The organism is Dickeya aquatica, from assembly GCF_900095885.1.
Lineage (GTDB): Bacteria > Pseudomonadota > Gammaproteobacteria > Enterobacterales > Enterobacteriaceae > Dickeya > Dickeya aquatica.
The window spans coordinates 204,767-221,370 of sequence record NZ_LT615367.1 but is presented as its reverse complement, the minus strand read 5'-3'; the positions used below and the strand labels follow the sequence as shown (position 1 = coordinate 221,370).

Genomic DNA, 16,604 nt, shown 5'->3' with positions numbered 1-16,604 from the left:
CAGTTCCTTAATACTTTTCACCACGGGCACGCAGATCGGCCAAAACCGCTTCGATACCCTTTTTATCGATAACACGCATACCTTTAGCAGATACGCGCAGCGTTACAAAACGCTTTTCACCTTCAACCCAAAAACGATGGGAATGCAGGTTTGGCAGAAAACGGCGTTTAGTCGCATTCATTGCGTGGGAACGGTTGTTACCCGTCACCGGACGCTTGCCAGTAACTTGGCAGACTCGGGACATGTCTATTCTCCAAAAATCAAATCAGCTCGAGCTTCGTAGAGGATGTTGGCCGCCTCGTCAGGCTCTAGAGCCCATCTCAGCAACTTCACTGAAACGACTCTGTCATCAGGGTAAACCTGCTGAGATAGGCTCTTAACGCCACACCCAAGATTCTCAAAGGTGGCGTAGTATACGCTCTGAAGCGTATGCGCTCAAGTCCCGAACAGCTAAAGATCCCCAAGGATCGCGGAAATATCTTCAAATCCAGCCCCGCTCGGCAAAAGAGACGTATTCGCCGCGCCCAATCACCAGATGATCAAGCACCCGAATATCCAGTAACTGGCAGGCCGTCATGATGCGACTGGTAATCAACCGGTCAGCCTGGCTGGGCTCCGCCCGCCCCGAAGGATGATTGTGAGCCAGAATCAGCGCGGCGGCATTTAGCTTTAACGCTTCTCGCACGATTTCACGCGGGTGCACTTCCACACTGTGCAGCGTGCCGGCAAACATCTCTTGGTGCTCAATCATCCGATGCTGATTATCCAGAAACATCACCAGAAACACCTCCCGCTCATGATGAGCCAGCAACAATTGCAGGTATTGCTGCGTCACCTGTGGATTGAGCATGGCGTCCTCCCGTGCCAGATGAGAAGAGAACAGCCGTCGGGACAATTCTGCCACTGCCTGCAACTGGGTGTACTTGGAAACCCCTACCCCACGCACCGTGCTAAAAGCCGCCCAGTCAGCCGTCATCAGTTGATGCAGCGAGCCAAACTGCTGCAACAGGTTTTGCGCCAGTTGCATCACATTCACACCGTCAACCCCGGTACGCAGAAAAATCGCCAGTAATTCAACATCACTGAGCGCCGCCACCCCCAGCGCCAGCAATTTTTCACGCGGCGCGCATCCGTCAATCCATTCCATGTGATAGCCATTCCCTGTGATAGCCGTTCCCGGGGATAGCAACTCGCCATCCCCGCCCCGCCGGGGTGAGCGCTATCATCGCATAGCGGGCACATCGCCTCGACAGGCGAATTCAGCGCTTGCGAAGCCACTCGCAGCAATGACTGCAACAAAAAGAAAACCCATAAAAGGGATAACGCTCACACTCTTTCGACATAGCAAAATGATAAAAGAATTTTACCAATCAGATGGAGTTACCGCCGATGAAAAGCAAACTGCTCACAGGTTTAGGTTTACTGCTCGCCACGCTGTCCTTCTCTGCGCTGTCCGCGCAATCAACGTTGGACAGAGATGCTCAGACTGCACTACGTACCGCACTGCATGATGAGTATCACGCCGAAGCGTTCTATGCGGCGGTGACAGAAAAATGGGGCCCGGTTGCACCGTTTAAAAACATTATTCAGGCTGAACAAAACCACGCGCATATGCTGGCACAACTGATGCAAAGTTACGGTATACCGGTTCCTCCCAATACCTTATCTGGCAGCGACAGAATCAAGAAAAGCGTACCGGCTACGTTAAAACAGGCGTGCGCAATGGCGGCCAAGGCCGAAATAGCCAACCGCGACATGTATGACAAAACCTTAATTGCACTCGTCAGCCGCCATCGCGACATCGTGACTGTGTTTCAAAAACTGCGGGATGCATCGCAAGATAACCACCTGCCCGCGTTTAAACGCTGCCAATAACCCCCGCCTGACCGGACTACCGCGTCAATGCCCCATCAGCCACGCCCATTCATATCGGCGTGGCGGCTGGTGGTGACGAAAAACGTACCATCCGGGCCGACTTCGCCTACTTATGATAAAATAGCCGCCCTTTTAGGCTGACAAGCGGATATAACGATGACAGATTCTTCCAGTCTGCATGGGCACTCCGGCACGTTGCTGGCAGAAAAACAGCAGGCCGAGACGCCTCTGTTGGGCAAACACATTGTACTGGGTATCAGTGGCGGTATTGCGGCCTATAAATGCCCGGAGCTGGTCAGACGCCTGCGCGAGCGGGGGGCGCAAGTGCGTGTGGTGATGACGCCTGCCGCCAGCGCGTTTATCACGCCACTCACCCTGCAAGCGGTCAGCGGTTATCCGGTTTCGACCGACTTGCTTGACCCGGCAGCGGAAGCGGCGATGGGGCATATTGAGCTAGGGAAGTGGGCCGATCTGGTGCTGCTGGCACCCGCCTCAGCCGACCTTATCGCGCGCCTGGCAGCAGGCATGGCCAATGACTTGCTCACCACCGTGTGCCTGGCCACGGCTGCGCCCGTCGCACTGGCTCCGGCCATGAACCAGCAGATGTACCGTGCCGCCGCCACACAGCATAACCTCCAGCTATTGTCATCGCGTGCCGTGATGCTCTGGGGGCCGGATAGCGGCAGCCAGGCCTGTGGCGATGTCGGCCCCGGCCGGATGCTCGACCCGCAAGATATCGTGGCCCGGGTGGTGGCACATTTCACCGGTGATACCGGTGTCAACGATCTGCAACACCTGAAGATTATGATAACGGCCGGCCCGACGCGTGAAGCGCTCGACCCGGTGCGGTTTATCAGCAATCACAGTTCGGGGAGAATGGGGTTTGCTATCGCCGCCGCCGCCGCCGCCCGCGGGGCGCAAGTCACTCTGGTCGCCGGCCCGGTGAGCCTGCCTACTCCCGCAGGCGTCAACCGCGTTGACGTCACCACCGCGCTGGAGATGCACCAGACGGTCATGCATCACGCTCACGCACAGCACATCGTGATAGGCTGTGCCGCCGTGGCTGACTACCGTGCGCAAACCATCGCCGATGAAAAGATCAAAAAGCAGGGGGATGAAATCAGTGTCACTCTGGTGAAAAATCCAGATATCATCGCCGATGTCGCAGCGATGGCGGAAAACCGTCCTTATGTCGTCGGGTTTGCTGCCGAAACCTGTAATGTGGAAGAATACGCGCGCCAGAAGCTGGCCCGCAAGCAGCTTGACCTGATCTGCGCGAATGATGTTTCCCTTTCCGATCAAGGCTTTAATTCGGAAAATAACACGTTACACCTTTTCTGGCCGGAGGGTGAAAAACGCCTGCCGCACGGCAGCAAACACCTGTTGGGCCAACAGTTAATTGACGAGATTGTCTGCCGTTATGATGAAAAAAATCGACGTAAAAATTCTTGATGCGCGTATCGGGCAGCAATTCCCGCTGCCCACTTATGCGACCCCCGGTTCCGCCGGACTGGACTTGCGCGCCTGTCTGGATGGCAATGTGGAACTGGCAGCGGGTGAAACCACGCTGGTGCCAACCGGGCTGGCTATTCATATTGCCGACCCGTCACTGGCGGCGGTGATCCTGCCGCGCTCGGGGCTGGGCCATAAGCATGGTGTGGTGCTGGGTAATCTGGTCGGGCTGATTGACTCTGATTATCAGGGGCAGTTGATGGTGTCGGTGTGGAACCGTGGCAGCCAGTCTTTTACCATTACGCCCGGCGAGCGCATCGCCCAGATGGTGTTTGTACCGGTCGTGCAGGCTGAGTTTACTCTGGTCAACGATTTCGTCGGCAGCGAACGAGGAGAAGGGGGTTTCGGCCACTCCGGTCGTCACTAAGCCCCTTTCCCTGCCCCAGGAAAATGATAAAGCCACAGCACGGGTGTGACTGTGGCACAACTGGGCGTTGCTCCGTTACATTTTTAGCAAGGGTTTTTCTGACATGGCAGAGAAAGAGAATACGAAAAGGAATCGCCGCGAGGAAATTCTGCAAGCGCTGGCGCAAATGCTGGAATCGAGTGACGGCAGTCAGCGTATTACCACCGCCAAGCTTGCTGCCACCGTGGGTGTTTCTGAAGCCGCACTTTACCGGCACTTTCCCAGCAAAACACGCATGTTTGACAGCCTGATCGAATTTATCGAAAACAGCCTGACAACCCGTATCAACCTGATTTTGCAAGACGAAAAAGATACGTTTAACCGCCTGCGGCTGATTTTGCTGCTGATCCTGGGGTTTGCCGAAAAAAATCCCGGCCTGACGCGCATCCTCACCGGCCATGCACTGATGTTTGAGCAAGACCGCCTGCAAGGGCGCATCAACCAGTTGTTTGACCGTATCGAATCGCAGTTGCGTCAGGTGCTGCGTGAGCACAAATTGCGTACCGGTCAGGCATTTCGGCATGATGAAACGCTGCTCGCCAGCCAGTTGCTGGCCTTCTGCGAAGGGATGCTTTCCCGTTTTACCCGCTCGGCGTTTCGCACCCTGCCAACGCAGGATTTCGACACCCGCTGGCCGCTGCTGGCAGCGCAGTTGCAATAAGCGCAGGCGTGGCCTGCACACCACGCCACCGGGGGTATTGTGGCGGCTTACAGAACGGCGACAGGGCCGCAGCCGCCAGCAGGCTTATACGCCGAACTGTGCGCGATACGCCGTTACTGCGTCCAGATGCGCGGCCAGCTCCGGTTTTTCGGCCAGATAGCGAATCAGTTCCTGCAACGTGATGATGGATGTCACTTTGCACTGATAATCCCGCTCCACTTCCTGAATCGCAGACAACTCGGCCTGCCCGCGCTCCTGGCGATCCAGCGCTATCAATACCCCGGCGAGCGTGGCACCCTGCGCGGCGATAAGCGCCATCGATTCACGAATGGCCGTGCCTGCGGTGATAACGTCATCCACCAGCATAATGCGCCCTTGCAACGGGCTGCCGACCAGATTGCCGCCTTCACCGTGCGTTTTGGCCTCTTTGCGGTTAAAGCAGTAAGGCACATCGCGATCGTGGTGCTCGGCCAGCGCCACGGCGGTGGTGGTGGCAATCGGAATGCCTTTGTAAGCGGGCCCGAACAGCACATCAAACTCAACGCCTGCATCCACCAGCGCCGCCGCATAAAACCGCCCCAGTAACGCCAGGTCACGCCCGGTATTAAACAGACCGGCATTAAAGAAATAGGGGCTGATGCGCCCGGACTTCAGGGTAAATTCGCCAAACTTCAAAACCTGTTTGCTCAGTGCGAACTCGATAAACTGGCGCTGATAGGCCTTCATGACTCCCTCTCTTGTCATCACGGGGTGGCGCAAAGCCAGCACGCTACCGGCCTGGGCCACCACACACCAAAAAAAAGCGACCCGCAGGTCGCTTTAAACATTACGCCGCCAGTGCGGCTTTTTGCGCACGGACAATCTCTTCAATCCCCTGACGCGCCAGCGCCAGCAGGGAGAGCAATTCGTCATGGCTGAACGGCTCACCTTCGGCGGTGCCCTGAATTTCTATCATGCGGCCATCTTCGGTCATCACCACGTTCATGTCGGTTTCTGCCGCTGAATCCTCGACATATTCAAGATCACACACCGCCTCGCCGTTGACGATGCCGACCGATACCGCCGCGACCATGCCTTTCAGCGGGCTGGTTTTCAGCTTACCACTGGCGACCAGGCCATTGAGCGCATCCGCCAGCGCCACACAGGCACCGGTAATCGAGGCGGTGCGTGTACCGCCGTCAGCCTGCAATACGTCGCAGTCCAGCGTGATGGTGTACTCACCGAGTTTGGCCAAATCGACCGCGGCGCGCAGGGAGCGGGCTATCAGGCGCTGAATTTCCAGCGTGCGGCCGCCCTGCTTGCCTCTGGCGGCTTCGCGGGCGTTACGGCTGTGGGTGGCACGCGGCAACATACCGTATTCCGCGGTAATCCAGCCTTGTCCCTGACCTTTCAGAAAGCGCGGTACCCCTTCCTCTACGGTGGCGGTGCACAGCACCTTGGTATCGCCAAACTCCACCAAAACCGACCCTTCGGCATGTTTGGTGTAGTGACGGGTAAATGTGAGAGGGCGAATTTGCGGGGCACTTCGACCTGTTGGGCGCATGGCTCATCTCCGGCGGGTTCGTTAAACTGGCGCGCATTATACGGGCTTACCCCGGCCCTGCCTACCGCCAGTGACGATGAAAATTTCACCAACACAAGCACCCGATGCACAACCGCACCGGGCGGCTGGAGTGTGCCTGCACACCGGAGTAAAATGCCCCATCACTTCACTGCCAGCCACGCAGACCATGAACCTTCCACCTTCACCACCGCCAGCACAGCAGGCTGCTCCGGCCCGTTCGCCTCACTGGCAACAGCAAGGACACGCGCCGGACTACCGCTTCTCGCTGGCCAATGAGCGCACGTTTCTGGCCTGGATTCGTACCGCGCTGGCGTTTCTCGCCGGGGCCATCGCCATCGACCAGTTTGCCCCGATGCTGGCGACACCGGTGCTGCGCACGGTGGCGGCTATCTTTCTGTCGCTGGCCTCAGCGCTGCTGGCGTGGATGGCCTATCGCCGCTGGGCGGGCAATGAACGGGCGATGCGCACCGGCCAACCGCTGCCCTACACCCGGTTACTGTTGGTGATGGCAAGTCTGGTCTGTACCCTGTCGTTGGGTCTGGCACTGGTCATGGTGTGGCACTAACGCCATGATGCCGCGCCCTGCCACCGTGATCCGCGACCCCGGCTTACAACCGGAACGCACGCGGCTTGCCTGGTCCCGTACCGCCTTCCTCCTGTTGCTCAACAGCCTGCTGCTGTTCAAGGCCAGCGGGCAAACGCACGACCTGATGTGGCTGATACCCGGCGGCCTGTTACTGGCGATGAGCGCGATGACCTATCTATGGGCGCGTTTGCGCCTGAGCATACTGGCGCAAAACGGCCACCCTTGTAGCCGGGCATCACGCCTGATAATGCGCCTGCTCACGCTGGTGGTGGTGCTGTCCGCCTTAAGCCTGTCAGCGGTGATGTATTACGGCCCGCCCCTCTCGGGTGAGGCAAACGTTTTTGATCTGCCTGTCTGGGTATACCTCTGCGCTATATCCCGGCGGCAGAAAATAAATTAAGCATTAAATAACAGTAAATTAGATAATTTACCGCTATAGCCTCAGGTTATACCCCTGCCATAAACAAGCATTCGTCAGAAAAAAAGCGCCGTGGAATAGTCTTAAGCATCTTCTGTAGACAACCACGGACAAGACAGCATGCTGATCCCTCAACCTTATCTGCTTTTTCTTGGCGATGTGACCGACCCGCTGGCGGTGAAAACCGCGCGCGGCATTCACACCTGGCGTGCCGAACAGTGTGTCGGGCAGTTGCGTCTGCCGGGCAGCACAGTGTCGCTGGGATTAGACGATCTGGACATTGCCGAAGCACGCGCCCAAGGGGCGAAAACGCTGGTGCTGGGCACGGCTAACGCCGGTGGCTTTCTGCCCGCGCACTGGCTTGATACCGTGCGCGCGGCCATCGCAGCGGGCATGAACGTCGCCAACGGCCTGCATCAGCGCCTGACAGACGTTCCCGGCTTGTCGGCACTGGCCGAACAGCATCAGGTGCAGTTATTCGATATTCGCCACATGCGCCCGGAACTGACGGTCGGCAGCGGTGAAGCGCGCAGCGGCAAACGGGTGTTGACCGTCGGCACCGACTGTTCGGTCGGCAAAATGTACACCTCGCTGGCGCTGGAAGCGGCGATGCGCAAACAGGGCATGAAGGCCGATTTTCGCGCCACCGGCCAGACGGGTGTGCTGGTCGCCGGTGACGGCATCGCTATTGACGCCGTGATTGCCGATTTTATTGCCGGTGCCGCCGAAGCGCTGTCACCGGCCAATGACGATGACCACTGGGATATCGTAGAAGGCCAGGGGTCACTGTTTCACCCCTCTTACGCGGGCGTGACAACCGGCCTCATCCACGGCGCGCAACCGCACTGGCTGGTGATGTGCCACGAAATGGGCCGCCCGCATATGCGCCACTTGCCGCACCAGCCGATGGTGGAGCTTCAGGAATGCGTCGAAGCCTGCCTGCGCACGGCACGGGTCACCAGCCCGGCGGTACAGCTGGCGGGGCTGGCCATCAACACCTCGAATTACGCCGAGCAGGACGCACGCGAGTATTGTCAGGCGTTGAGCGCACGCTTTGGCGTGCCGGCCACCGACCCGATTCGCTTTGGTATTGATGACATCGCCGCCCTGCTCAAGGCGCAAGGGTAAGCCGATGCGACACCTGCATATTGAAACCGTAGAACTGCCGCTGGCGCGCCCGTTTGCCATTGCGCGCGGCACCCGCACCGCCGTTACCGTGGTGCGCGTCACGCTGGAAGAGAACGGGTTTATTGGCCGGGGAGAATGCACGCCCACCGCGCATTATCAGGAAACGCCCGTAAGCGTTAGCCAACAACTGGAAAGCGTGCGCCAGGCGGTGGAAAGCGGCCTCAGCCTCGCCGCGTTGCAGCTCGCGCTGCCGCCGGGTTCGGCTCGCAACGCACTCGATTGCGCGCTGTGGCGACTGAATGCGGCGCTGGCCAGACAAACGCTGTGGCAGCACCTTGCCATGACGCCGCCCTCGTCGGTTATCACCGCTGAAACCCTCAGTCTGGACACGCTGGAAAAGATGACTCGCGCAGCGGCCGATGCGGCGTCACGCGGGGCGCTGCTGCTAAAAATCAAGCTTGATGCCCGGCAAATTGTCGAGAAAGTTAGCGCCATTCGTCAGGCAGCCCCCGCCGCCACCCTGATTGTCGATGCCAATGAAGCCTGGAGCGGGCTGGCGCTGGAGCCATTGCTGCACCAGTTGGCCGGGCAGGGCGTGGCGATGGTCGAGCAACCGCTGCCCGCCGGGCAGGATGCGGCGCTGGCGGGCTTTCACCATGCAATTGCGGTGTGTGCCGATGAGAGCTGCCACCACCGGGGTGACATCGCCGCGCTGGGCGATCGCTATGAGATTATCAACATCAAGCTCGATAAATGCGGTGGCCTGAGCGAGGCGCTGGCGATGGTCGCTGAAGCCCGCCGCTACGGGATGCGCATTATGGTCGGCTGCATGCTCGGCTCCTCGCTGGCGATGGAGGCCGCGCTGCCGGTAACGCTGGCGGCCGAACATGTCGATCTCGACGGGCCGATTTGGCTGGCCGCCGACAGCTCACCGTACCTGACCTATAACCTTGGCCGAATCTGGCTGTAACCCCCGTGGAGTGATGATGACGGCCACCTTCAACGACGCCAATACCGCCAGCTTAGCGCCCCGGCCGGTGCTGGAAATCGACGACCTGAGCGTCAGCTTTCGTGGCCGCTCCGGCAGCCATCTGGCGCTTAATGGCGTCTCTTTTTGCATCAACAAAGGCGAAGTGGTGGCGGTGGTCGGCGAGAGTGGCTCGGGCAAATCCGTCACGTCGCTTACCGTCATGGGGCTGCTGGCTGACTCCGCCCGTATTGAGCGCGGCGCTATCCGCTTTACCGACAACCACGGTCAGTGTCATGACCTGCTGGCGCTAAAAGAAGAGACGCGCCGCAGCCTGCGTGGCCGCGACATGGCGATGATTTTTCAGGAACCGATGACCTCGCTCAACCCGGTGCTGAACGTGGGCGACCAGCTTACCGAAGCGCTGCGCGATCACCGCCTGTGCGATGCCGCCAGCGCCCGTGAAAAAGCGCGCGACCTGTTGCTGCGCGTGCGTATCGCCGATGTTGACAGGGTGATGAACAGCTACCCGCACTCGCTGTCCGGCGGCATGCGCCAGCGGGTGATGATTGCTCAGGCGCTGGCCTGCGACCCACAATTATTGATTGCCGATGAGCCGACCACCGCGCTGGATGTCACCGTGCAGGCGCGCATTTTACAAATCCTGCGCGATCTGCAACGCCAAAGCGGGATGTCGGTACTGTTCATCACCCATGACATGGGCGTGGTGGCGGAAATCGCCGACCGGGTGGTAGTGATGTATCGCGGCGAAGTGGTGGAGCAAGGCACGGTGGCGGAGATTTTCACCCGGCCACAGCATGATTACACCAAAGCGCTGCTGGCGGCCGTACCGCGCCTGGGCGACATGCACGACAGCGGCTGGCCGCGGCGCTTCCCATTACTGGGGCAGACCGATTTGCAGCAACCGGCCCGTGACCATCTCACCGCCCGTTACGACCTGCCACCGCTGCTGGATGTTCGCGGCCTGAAAGTCTACTACCCGGTACGCAGCGGCCTGTTTTCCGCCATTACCCACCGGGTACACGCCGTCGAACAGATAGACTTCGCGCTCTGGCCGGGGGAAACACTGGCGATTGTCGGCGAATCGGGTTGCGGTAAATCCACCACCGGACGGGCGCTGCTGCGGCTGGTGGAGAGCCAGGCCGACAGCCTGCTGTTTAACGGCCAGGAGATAGCCTCACTGCGCGAGCGCGATTTTCTGCCGCTGCGCCGCAAAATGCAGATGGTGTTTCAAGACCCGTATGCCTCGCTCAACCCGCGCCTGACCGTCGGCTTTACCATCGCCGAGCCGCTGCTGCTGCACGGGCTGGTGCCATCACTGGAAGAGGCGACGCCGCAGGTGCAGGCGTTGCTCAAAAGCGTTGGCCTGCAACCGGAACACGCCCAGCGCTACCCGCACGAGTTCTCCGGCGGCCAGCGCCAGCGCATTGCTATTGCCCGCGCCATGGCACTGCAACCGCAGGTGATCATCGCCGACGAAGCGGTGTCAGCGCTGGATGTGTCGATTCAGGCGCAGGTCGTCAACCTGATGATGGATCTCCAGCAGAAAACCGGCGTGGCGTGGATTTTCATCTCCCACGATATGGCGGTGGTCGAGCGCATTGCCAATCGCGTGGCGGTGATGTACCTCGGCCAGATAGTGGAAATCGGCCCGCGCCAGTCGGTGTTTAACAACCCGCAGCACCCTTACACCCAACGGCTGCTGGCCTCGGTGCCCATCGCCGACCCGGCCCGGCGCTACACACGCGAGCTGGATGACCGTGAAATCCCGTCGCCGCTGCGTAAAGCGCATGAGGTGGTAGAAAAAGCCCGTTACCGCGAAGTGTCACCGCACCACTGGGTGAGCGACGCCGGGCTCGGGCAGTAACGGGGGGCCTGGTTATCACACAGGGTCATTGTCCGTTGCCCAGCATGAAGTACCCGGCCAACACCAGGGCCACCCCTTGCGTTTGTGCGATAAGCCCATTCGCAGGTTAAACAAAATAAAAAACCAATAACGAGTCAAAGCACCACCCAAAATAGCCAACACAACCCGCAACACACCATTACAGGAGACACCATGAAATCGTTACGCCCTAAAGTCGCTGCACGTCGTTCCGCTGTCGCTCTCGGCTTGTCGCTGTGTCTGGCCGCTGCGGCACAGGCGCAGGATTTGCGCATCTCCATGTACGCCGATATCACCGGGTTGGACCCGCACGACACCTCCGACACCCTGAGCTACTCCATCCAGAGCGGGATTTTTGAACGCCTGTTCCAGTTTGATAATCAGATGAAGCTGGAGCCGCGTTTGGCCACCGGTTACACCGGCAATGCCGACGCCACCGAATTCACCGTCACCCTGCGCGAAGGCATCACCTTTCAGGACGGCACGCCGTTTAACGCCGACGCGGTCAAAGCGAACCTCGACCGCCTGGCCGACCAGAGCAAAGGGCTTAAGCGTAACAGCCTGTTTAATATGATTAAGAGCGTGACCGTGGTGTCACCGACGCAGGTCAAAATCGAGCTGAACAAGTCGTTCGGGGCCTTTGTTAACACGCTGGCGCACCCTTCTGCGGTGATGCACAGCCCGGCAGCGCTGGCGCAATACCCGGACGAAACCCAGTTGCGCGTCCACCCGGTCGGCACCGGCCCGTTCAGGTTTGTCGAATGGCAGCAGGGTAAAGAGGTCAAACTGGCGAAGTATGACCACTACTGGCAAAAAGGCTGGCCGAAGGTGGATAACGTCAGCTTCTACCCGTCACCAGAAGACGCCACCCGCGTCGCGGCGCTGAAATCCGGCCAGTCGGATGCCATCTACCCGCTGCCGTCCGATTTGGTCAACACCGTGCAGGAAGACAGCAAACTGCTGGTACAGCGTGACCCCAGCATCTATCTGTATTACATGGCGATTAACACCCAGCACGGGCCGTTGAGCGATGTGCGGGTGCGTCAGGCGCTGAACTTCGCCATTAACCGTAACCTGTGGCTGAAAGTCGGCTTCGCCGGTATGGGCCTGCCCGCCTCCTCGGTCATGGCCCCGCGCGTGCAGTTCTTCTCCAGCCAAAGCGAGCCGAACTACACCTACAACCCGGCCAAAGCCAAAGAGTTGCTCAAAGAAGCCGGGTATGAAAAAGGGCTGGAGCTAAAACTGTGGGTGAGCAACGCCACCTCCGCTGTGCGCAGCGCTCAGTTCTTCAAACAGCAACTGGAACAAGTCGGAGTGAAAGTGACCGTCACCCCGATGGACTCCGGCACCCGCAACGAAAAACTGTTTGGCGTAAAAGATCCGAAGCAGGCGGAATTCGACCTGTACTACGGTGGCTGGTCGCCGTCTACCGGTGATGCCGACTGGGCGCTGCGCCCGCTGTTTGCGACAGAGTCCTGGGTGCCGAAAGCCTATAACGTGTCGTATTACAGCAACCCGGCGGTGGATAACGCGATTATCGCCGGGCTGGCCACGGCAGATAACGGCAAACGCACCGCCGCCTACGCTGATGCCCAAAAACTCATCTGGAAAGATGCCCCGATGGTGTTCCTCGGCGTGCCGGATAACCTGGTCGGTAAAGTGAAAAATCTGTCTGGCGTTTACATGCTGGCGGACGGGTCATTGATTTTCGATCAGGCTGAGTTCAAGTAATCACACAGGGGATCGCCATGTTTGCTTATATCGTCCGACGTTTGCTGGAAATGATCCCGGTGTTGCTGGTGATCTCCCTGTTGGTGTTCGGTTTTATCAAATTGCTGCCGGGCGACCCGGCGCGTATCTACGCCGGCCCCGATGCCCCGATTGAGGCGGTGGAAGCCGCCCGTGAGCGGCTGGGGCTCAATAACCCGCTGCCACAGCAATATATTGACTGGCTCGGCGGGCTGCTGCACGGCAATCTCGGCATCACCTACCGCACGCAACAACCGGTGTTGACGGTTATCCAGAAAAGCTTTCTGCCCACGCTGTGGCTGGCGCTGGCCGGTTTCGCCTGGTCGGTGATTCTGGGGCTGCTGATTGGCGTGATGGCAGCGCTCAAGCGCGGTAAATGGCAGGACTGGTCGCTGATGAGTCTGGCGGTGGGCGGCATCTCGATGCCGCCGTTCTGGCTCGGCTTGCTGCTTATCCAGTTTGTCGCCATGCCGTTTGGCCTGTTCTCGGTCAGCGGCTACAACAAACCCGCGGACATGATTCTGCCCGCGCTGACGCTCGGCGCATCCGTCGCGGCAGTCATGGCGCGCTTTACCCGCTCGGCGTTTCTCGAAGTGATGCAGGAAGATTACGTGCGCACCGCGCGCGCCAAAGGGCTGCGCCAGCGGCTGATCGTCTGGAAACATGTGATGCGCAACGCGCTAATTCCGGTCATCACCATGCTCGGCTTGCAGTTCGGTTTTCTGCTGGGCGGCTCGATTGTGGTGGAAAGCGTGTTTAACTGGCCGGGGCTCGGCTGGCTGTTGATTGAGTCCATCAAATCGCAGGATCAGCCGGTGATCCAGGCGCTGGTGATGCTGTTTGTCTTTGAATTTATTCTGATTAATTTGCTGATTGACCTGCTGTATGCCGTGGTCAACCCGGCCATTCGTCTGCGTTAGGAGCGGCGGCAATGAACACCTCTCAAAAACCGGCTGTGGCCGTCCCCCCTGCGACGGTCAATCATGCCGCCATCCGCTCGCCGTGGCGTGATTTTCTGCACGCCTTTGTGCGCCACCCCATGGCGCTTTTCGCCGGGGGGTTCGTGCTGCTGCTGGTGCTGGTGGCGCTCTTTGCGCCGTGGCTGGCCCCCTGGAGCCCGATGGAGTCGGACTGGATGGCGCTTGGCGCTGCGCCTTCCGCCGGGCACTGGATGGGCACTGACGATCTGGGCCGCGATGTGATGAGCCGCATTATTTATGGCGCGCGCATCTCGCTGTATATCGGCATCGTCTCGGTCAGCCTCGGCATGGCGGCCGGTATCCTGCTCGGTTTACTGGCCGGTTACTACGGCCGCTGGGTCGATATGCTGATTATGCGCGGCTGCGATGTGCTGTTCGCCTTTCCCGGTATGCTGCTGGCTATCGCGGTGGTCGCCATTCTCGGCCCCGGCCTGAATAACGTGATTATCGCCGTGGCGGTGTTCAGCGTGCCGGTGTTTGCCCGCATCGTGCGCGCCTCCACGCTGTCGCTCAAACAGGCGGCTTACGTGGAAGCGGTGCGCTGCGCCGGTGCGCCAGACCGTATCATCCTGCTGCGCCATATTCTGCCCGGTACACTGCCGAGTGTGATTGTCTATTTCACCATGCGCATCGGCACCAGCATTCTGACCGCCGCCGGGCTGAGCTTTATCGGCCTTGGCCCGGAGCCGGATGTGCCCGAGTGGGGCAATATTCTGGCGATGGGCCGCAGCCTGATGATGGCAGGCCAGTGGCACGTCAGCGTGTTTCCGGGGCTGGCAATTTTCTGCACCGTGCTGGCGTTTAACCTGCTGGGCGACGCGCTGCGTGATACGCTCGACCCGAAGATGAAAAATTAGGTCATAACGATGAGCGCGTACCAACAGGCACAACTGACGACGCTGCTGCAACGCTGGCGCACCGAGCGGCAGCTTGGCTCGCCGCGCCTGCCGTGTGGCCCGCACAACCGCTTAAGCGATGTCGCCGGGGTGCGGGTCGGCCACGCGACGCTGGCCGAGGGCGAGATTCAAACCGGCGTGACCGCCATTGTGCCGCCGGGCGACAACCTGTTTCACCAGCCATTGCCCTGTGGCGCAGCGGTACTCAACGGCTTCGCCAAGCCGGTCGGGCTGGTGCAAATTGAAGAACTGGGGCAATTACAAACCCCCATCCTGCTCAGTAACACCCTGAGCATCGGCACGCTGTTTACCACGCTGGTGCGCGACGCCATTGCCCGCAATCCCGAACTGGGCCGCAGTCTGCCGACCGTCAACCCGCTGGCGCTGGAGTGCAACGACGGCTGGCTGAATGACATTCAGGCGCTGGCGGTCACAGACGCGCTGGCGCGTGCGGCGCTGGATAACGCCACGGCGGATTTCGCCCGTGGCAGCGTCGGTGCCGGGCGCGGCATGAGCTGCTTTGCGCTCAAAGGCGGCATCGGCACCGCGTCGCGGCACATTGCCGCGCTGGATGCCACGCTGGGCGTGCTGGTGCTGGCTAATTTCGGCGCGCTACCGGCGCTGACGCTTGACGGCGTGCAGGTAGGCGAGGCGATTGCGCCGCTGCTGCCGGAACTGGCCCCGCAGCGCGATGCCGGTTCCATCATCATCATTATGGCGACCGACGCCGCGCTCGATGCGCGCCAGTTAAGCCGCATCGCCCGCCGCGCCGGGGCCGGGCTCGGTCGGCTCGGCAGCTATTGGGGCCACGGCTCCGGCGATATCGCCGTGGCCTTCTCCACCCAGCCTCAACCGCAGCCGCCGGATGACGCCCGCCTCGAACCGCTACTCAATGCCGCCGCCGATGCCACCGAACACGCCGTGCTGGATGCGCTGTTACAGGCTGAGGCCGTCACCGGTTTTCGCGGCCACCACCGCCCGGCGCTGGCACAGGTGCTTGATACGCTGGCACAACGATTGGTTTCACCGCCGTCACCGGCGATAAGGACACTGACATGAAGGTTTTTATTTCTGCCGATATCGAAGGCATCGCAGGCGTGATGCGCCCGGAACAATGCAGCCCCGGCACGCCGGACTACCAACTGGCGCGCGGGCTGATGGAACAGGAAGTGAACGCCGCCATCGACGGCGCGTTCGCCGGTGGTGCCCGCGAGGTGGTGGTGGCCGACAGCCATGCCGCCATGACCAATCTGCGCGCGGAGAATATCGACCCGCGCGCCCGGCTGGTGCAGGGCAAACCGCGCGCCTTGTCGATGGTGGAAGGGCTACAACAACAGGCGTTCGATGGCCTGATGTTCATCGGCTTTCACAGCGCCGCCTCCGAGCACGGCGTGCTGGCGCACACCATTAATGGCCGGGCGTTTTACCGGGTGCGGGTAAACGGCGACGTCATGGCGGAGGCCGATCTCTACGCCGCCGCCGGTGCCGAACTGAACACCCCGCTGTGGCTGGTAAGCGGCGACGACACGCTGCAACGCTGGATTGAACGCCACTACCCGGCGGCGGCGTATGTTTGTGTCAAACGCGCGATTTCCCAGACCGCCGCCGAGTCTCACAGCCCGCAGGCCGCCCGCGAAGCGATCCGTGAAGCGGCCAGGCAGGCGGTAGAACGGGCTCACACGACCCCCTCCTGCCGCCTGCAAGCGCCCTATGAACTGGAGCTGATGGTTACCAAACCGGTGCTGGCTGACCTGTTCTGCCTGATCCCGGGGGTGATTCGCCAGGATGCGATGACCGTGCGCTATCACTCGCCGACTATCGCGCCGCTCATCAGCCTGCTGGGAGCCTTCTCCTATCTGGCCACCACGCAGAACTGAGCAATATTCAGACTGCTGACAAACCTCTAAGTATAGGAACGTGGGTTTTTCCGGCGTCAAAACTGTGCTGAGGTGGGTG

At 60.2% G+C, this 16,604-nt stretch carries 18 protein-coding genes; 14 read left to right on the top strand and 4 right to left on the bottom strand.

Annotated features, from left to right (window positions below):
• Positions 1-7: 7 nt before the first annotated feature.
• Together rpmB and radC are read right to left on the bottom strand one after the other, a co-directional pair.
• The gene (gene rpmB / locus DAQ1742_RS00995) at positions 8-244 is read right to left on the bottom strand and encodes a 50S ribosomal protein L28 (RefSeq protein ID WP_012763801.1); all 237 of its coding nucleotides are present in this window, start codon (positions 242-244) and stop codon (positions 8-10) included.
• A 237-nt stretch (positions 245-481) separates the two neighbouring features.
• A complete protein-coding gene (gene radC / locus DAQ1742_RS00990) occupies positions 482-1,147 on the bottom strand; it encodes a RadC family protein (protein ID WP_035339201.1) in 666 nt (221 codons plus the stop codon).
• A 242-nt stretch (positions 1,148-1,389) separates the two neighbouring features.
• Between radC and DAQ1742_RS00985 the strand changes: the two genes are divergently transcribed.
• The 4 genes from DAQ1742_RS00985 to slmA all read left to right on the top strand — a co-directional run bounded on the left by DAQ1742_RS00985 (position 1,390) and on the right by slmA (position 4,454).
• The gene (locus tag DAQ1742_RS00985) at positions 1,390-1,875 is read left to right on the top strand and encodes a ferritin-like domain-containing protein (RefSeq protein WP_035339199.1); all 486 of its coding nucleotides are present in this window, start codon (positions 1,390-1,392) and stop codon (positions 1,873-1,875) included.
• Positions 1,876-2,031: 156 nt separating this feature from the next.
• Entirely contained in the window at positions 2,032-3,327 is a 1,296-nt protein-coding gene (coaBC, locus tag DAQ1742_RS00980) for a bifunctional phosphopantothenoylcysteine decarboxylase/phosphopantothenate--cysteine ligase CoaBC (protein WP_083960963.1), read from the top strand.
• Positions 3,296-3,754 (top strand): dUTP diphosphatase, encoded by a 459-nt coding sequence (gene dut, locus DAQ1742_RS00975; protein ID WP_035339197.1) that lies wholly within the window; start codon positions 3,296-3,298, stop codon positions 3,752-3,754. Before coaBC ends, dut begins: the two co-directional genes overlap by 32 nt.
• Positions 3,755-3,857: 103 nt before the next feature.
• Positions 3,858-4,454 carry a nucleoid occlusion factor SlmA gene (gene slmA, locus DAQ1742_RS00970; RefSeq protein WP_035339195.1) on the top strand — a complete coding sequence of 199 codons (597 nt, stop codon included), beginning with the start codon at positions 3,858-3,860 and terminating at the stop codon, positions 4,452-4,454.
• An 84-nt stretch (positions 4,455-4,538) separates the two neighbouring features.
• Here the strand turns inward: slmA and pyrE are convergent, their stop codons facing one another.
• Both pyrE and rph read right to left on the bottom strand, forming a co-directional pair.
• Positions 4,539-5,180 (bottom strand): orotate phosphoribosyltransferase, encoded by a 642-nt coding sequence (pyrE, locus tag DAQ1742_RS00965; RefSeq protein ID WP_035339193.1) that lies wholly within the window; start codon positions 5,178-5,180, stop codon positions 4,539-4,541.
• A 100-nt stretch (positions 5,181-5,280) separates the two neighbouring features.
• Positions 5,281-5,997, bottom strand: a complete 717-nt coding sequence (rph, locus tag DAQ1742_RS00960; protein WP_035339191.1) for a ribonuclease PH — start codon at positions 5,995-5,997, stop codon at positions 5,281-5,283.
• Positions 5,998-6,184: 187 nt separating this feature from the next.
• On the opposite strand from rph, the gene DAQ1742_RS00955 reads away from it, so the two are divergent.
• From DAQ1742_RS00955 to DAQ1742_RS00910, 10 genes are all read left to right on the top strand, one after another.
• Positions 6,185-6,583 carry a YidH family protein gene (locus tag DAQ1742_RS00955; protein WP_035339190.1) on the top strand — a complete coding sequence of 133 codons (399 nt, stop codon included), beginning with the start codon at positions 6,185-6,187 and terminating at the stop codon, positions 6,581-6,583.
• A gap of 4 nt (positions 6,584-6,587) precedes the next feature.
• Complete coding sequence (locus DAQ1742_RS00950) at positions 6,588-7,004, top strand: DUF202 domain-containing protein (RefSeq protein ID WP_067486523.1); 417 nt, start codon at positions 6,588-6,590, stop codon at positions 7,002-7,004.
• 138 nt (positions 7,005-7,142) lie between these two features.
• Positions 7,143-8,150 carry an N-acetyltransferase DgcN gene (dgcN, locus tag DAQ1742_RS00945; RefSeq protein WP_035339188.1) on the top strand — a complete coding sequence of 336 codons (1,008 nt, stop codon included), beginning with the start codon at positions 7,143-7,145 and terminating at the stop codon, positions 8,148-8,150.
• 4 nt (positions 8,151-8,154) lie between these two features.
• Positions 8,155-9,120, top strand: a complete 966-nt coding sequence (gene dgcA, locus DAQ1742_RS00940; RefSeq protein WP_035339185.1) for an N-acetyl-D-Glu racemase DgcA — start codon at positions 8,155-8,157, stop codon at positions 9,118-9,120.
• A 13-nt stretch (positions 9,121-9,133) separates the two neighbouring features.
• Positions 9,134-11,005 (top strand): ABC transporter ATP-binding protein, encoded by a 1,872-nt coding sequence (locus DAQ1742_RS00935; protein WP_371327836.1) that lies wholly within the window; start codon positions 9,134-9,136, stop codon positions 11,003-11,005.
• A gap of 192 nt (positions 11,006-11,197) precedes the next feature.
• Positions 11,198-12,754, top strand: a complete 1,557-nt coding sequence (locus DAQ1742_RS00930; RefSeq protein WP_035339181.1) for a glutathione ABC transporter substrate-binding protein — start codon at positions 11,198-11,200, stop codon at positions 12,752-12,754.
• A gap of 17 nt (positions 12,755-12,771) precedes the next feature.
• Positions 12,772-13,692, top strand: a complete 921-nt coding sequence (locus DAQ1742_RS00925) for an ABC transporter permease subunit (protein WP_035339179.1) — start codon at positions 12,772-12,774, stop codon at positions 13,690-13,692.
• A gap of 11 nt (positions 13,693-13,703) precedes the next feature.
• Positions 13,704-14,609, top strand: coding sequence for an ABC transporter permease subunit (locus DAQ1742_RS00920; RefSeq protein ID WP_035339177.1), 906 nt, complete (start codon positions 13,704-13,706; stop codon positions 14,607-14,609).
• A 9-nt stretch (positions 14,610-14,618) separates the two neighbouring features.
• The gene (locus DAQ1742_RS00915) at positions 14,619-15,707 is read left to right on the top strand and encodes a DmpA family aminopeptidase (RefSeq protein WP_035339175.1); all 1,089 of its coding nucleotides are present in this window, start codon (positions 14,619-14,621) and stop codon (positions 15,705-15,707) included.
• Entirely contained in the window at positions 15,704-16,525 is an 822-nt protein-coding gene (locus DAQ1742_RS00910) for a M55 family metallopeptidase (RefSeq protein WP_035339173.1), read from the top strand. The genes DAQ1742_RS00915 and DAQ1742_RS00910 overlap by 4 nt, the downstream gene beginning before the upstream one ends.
• Positions 16,526-16,604: the final 79 nt, after the last annotated feature.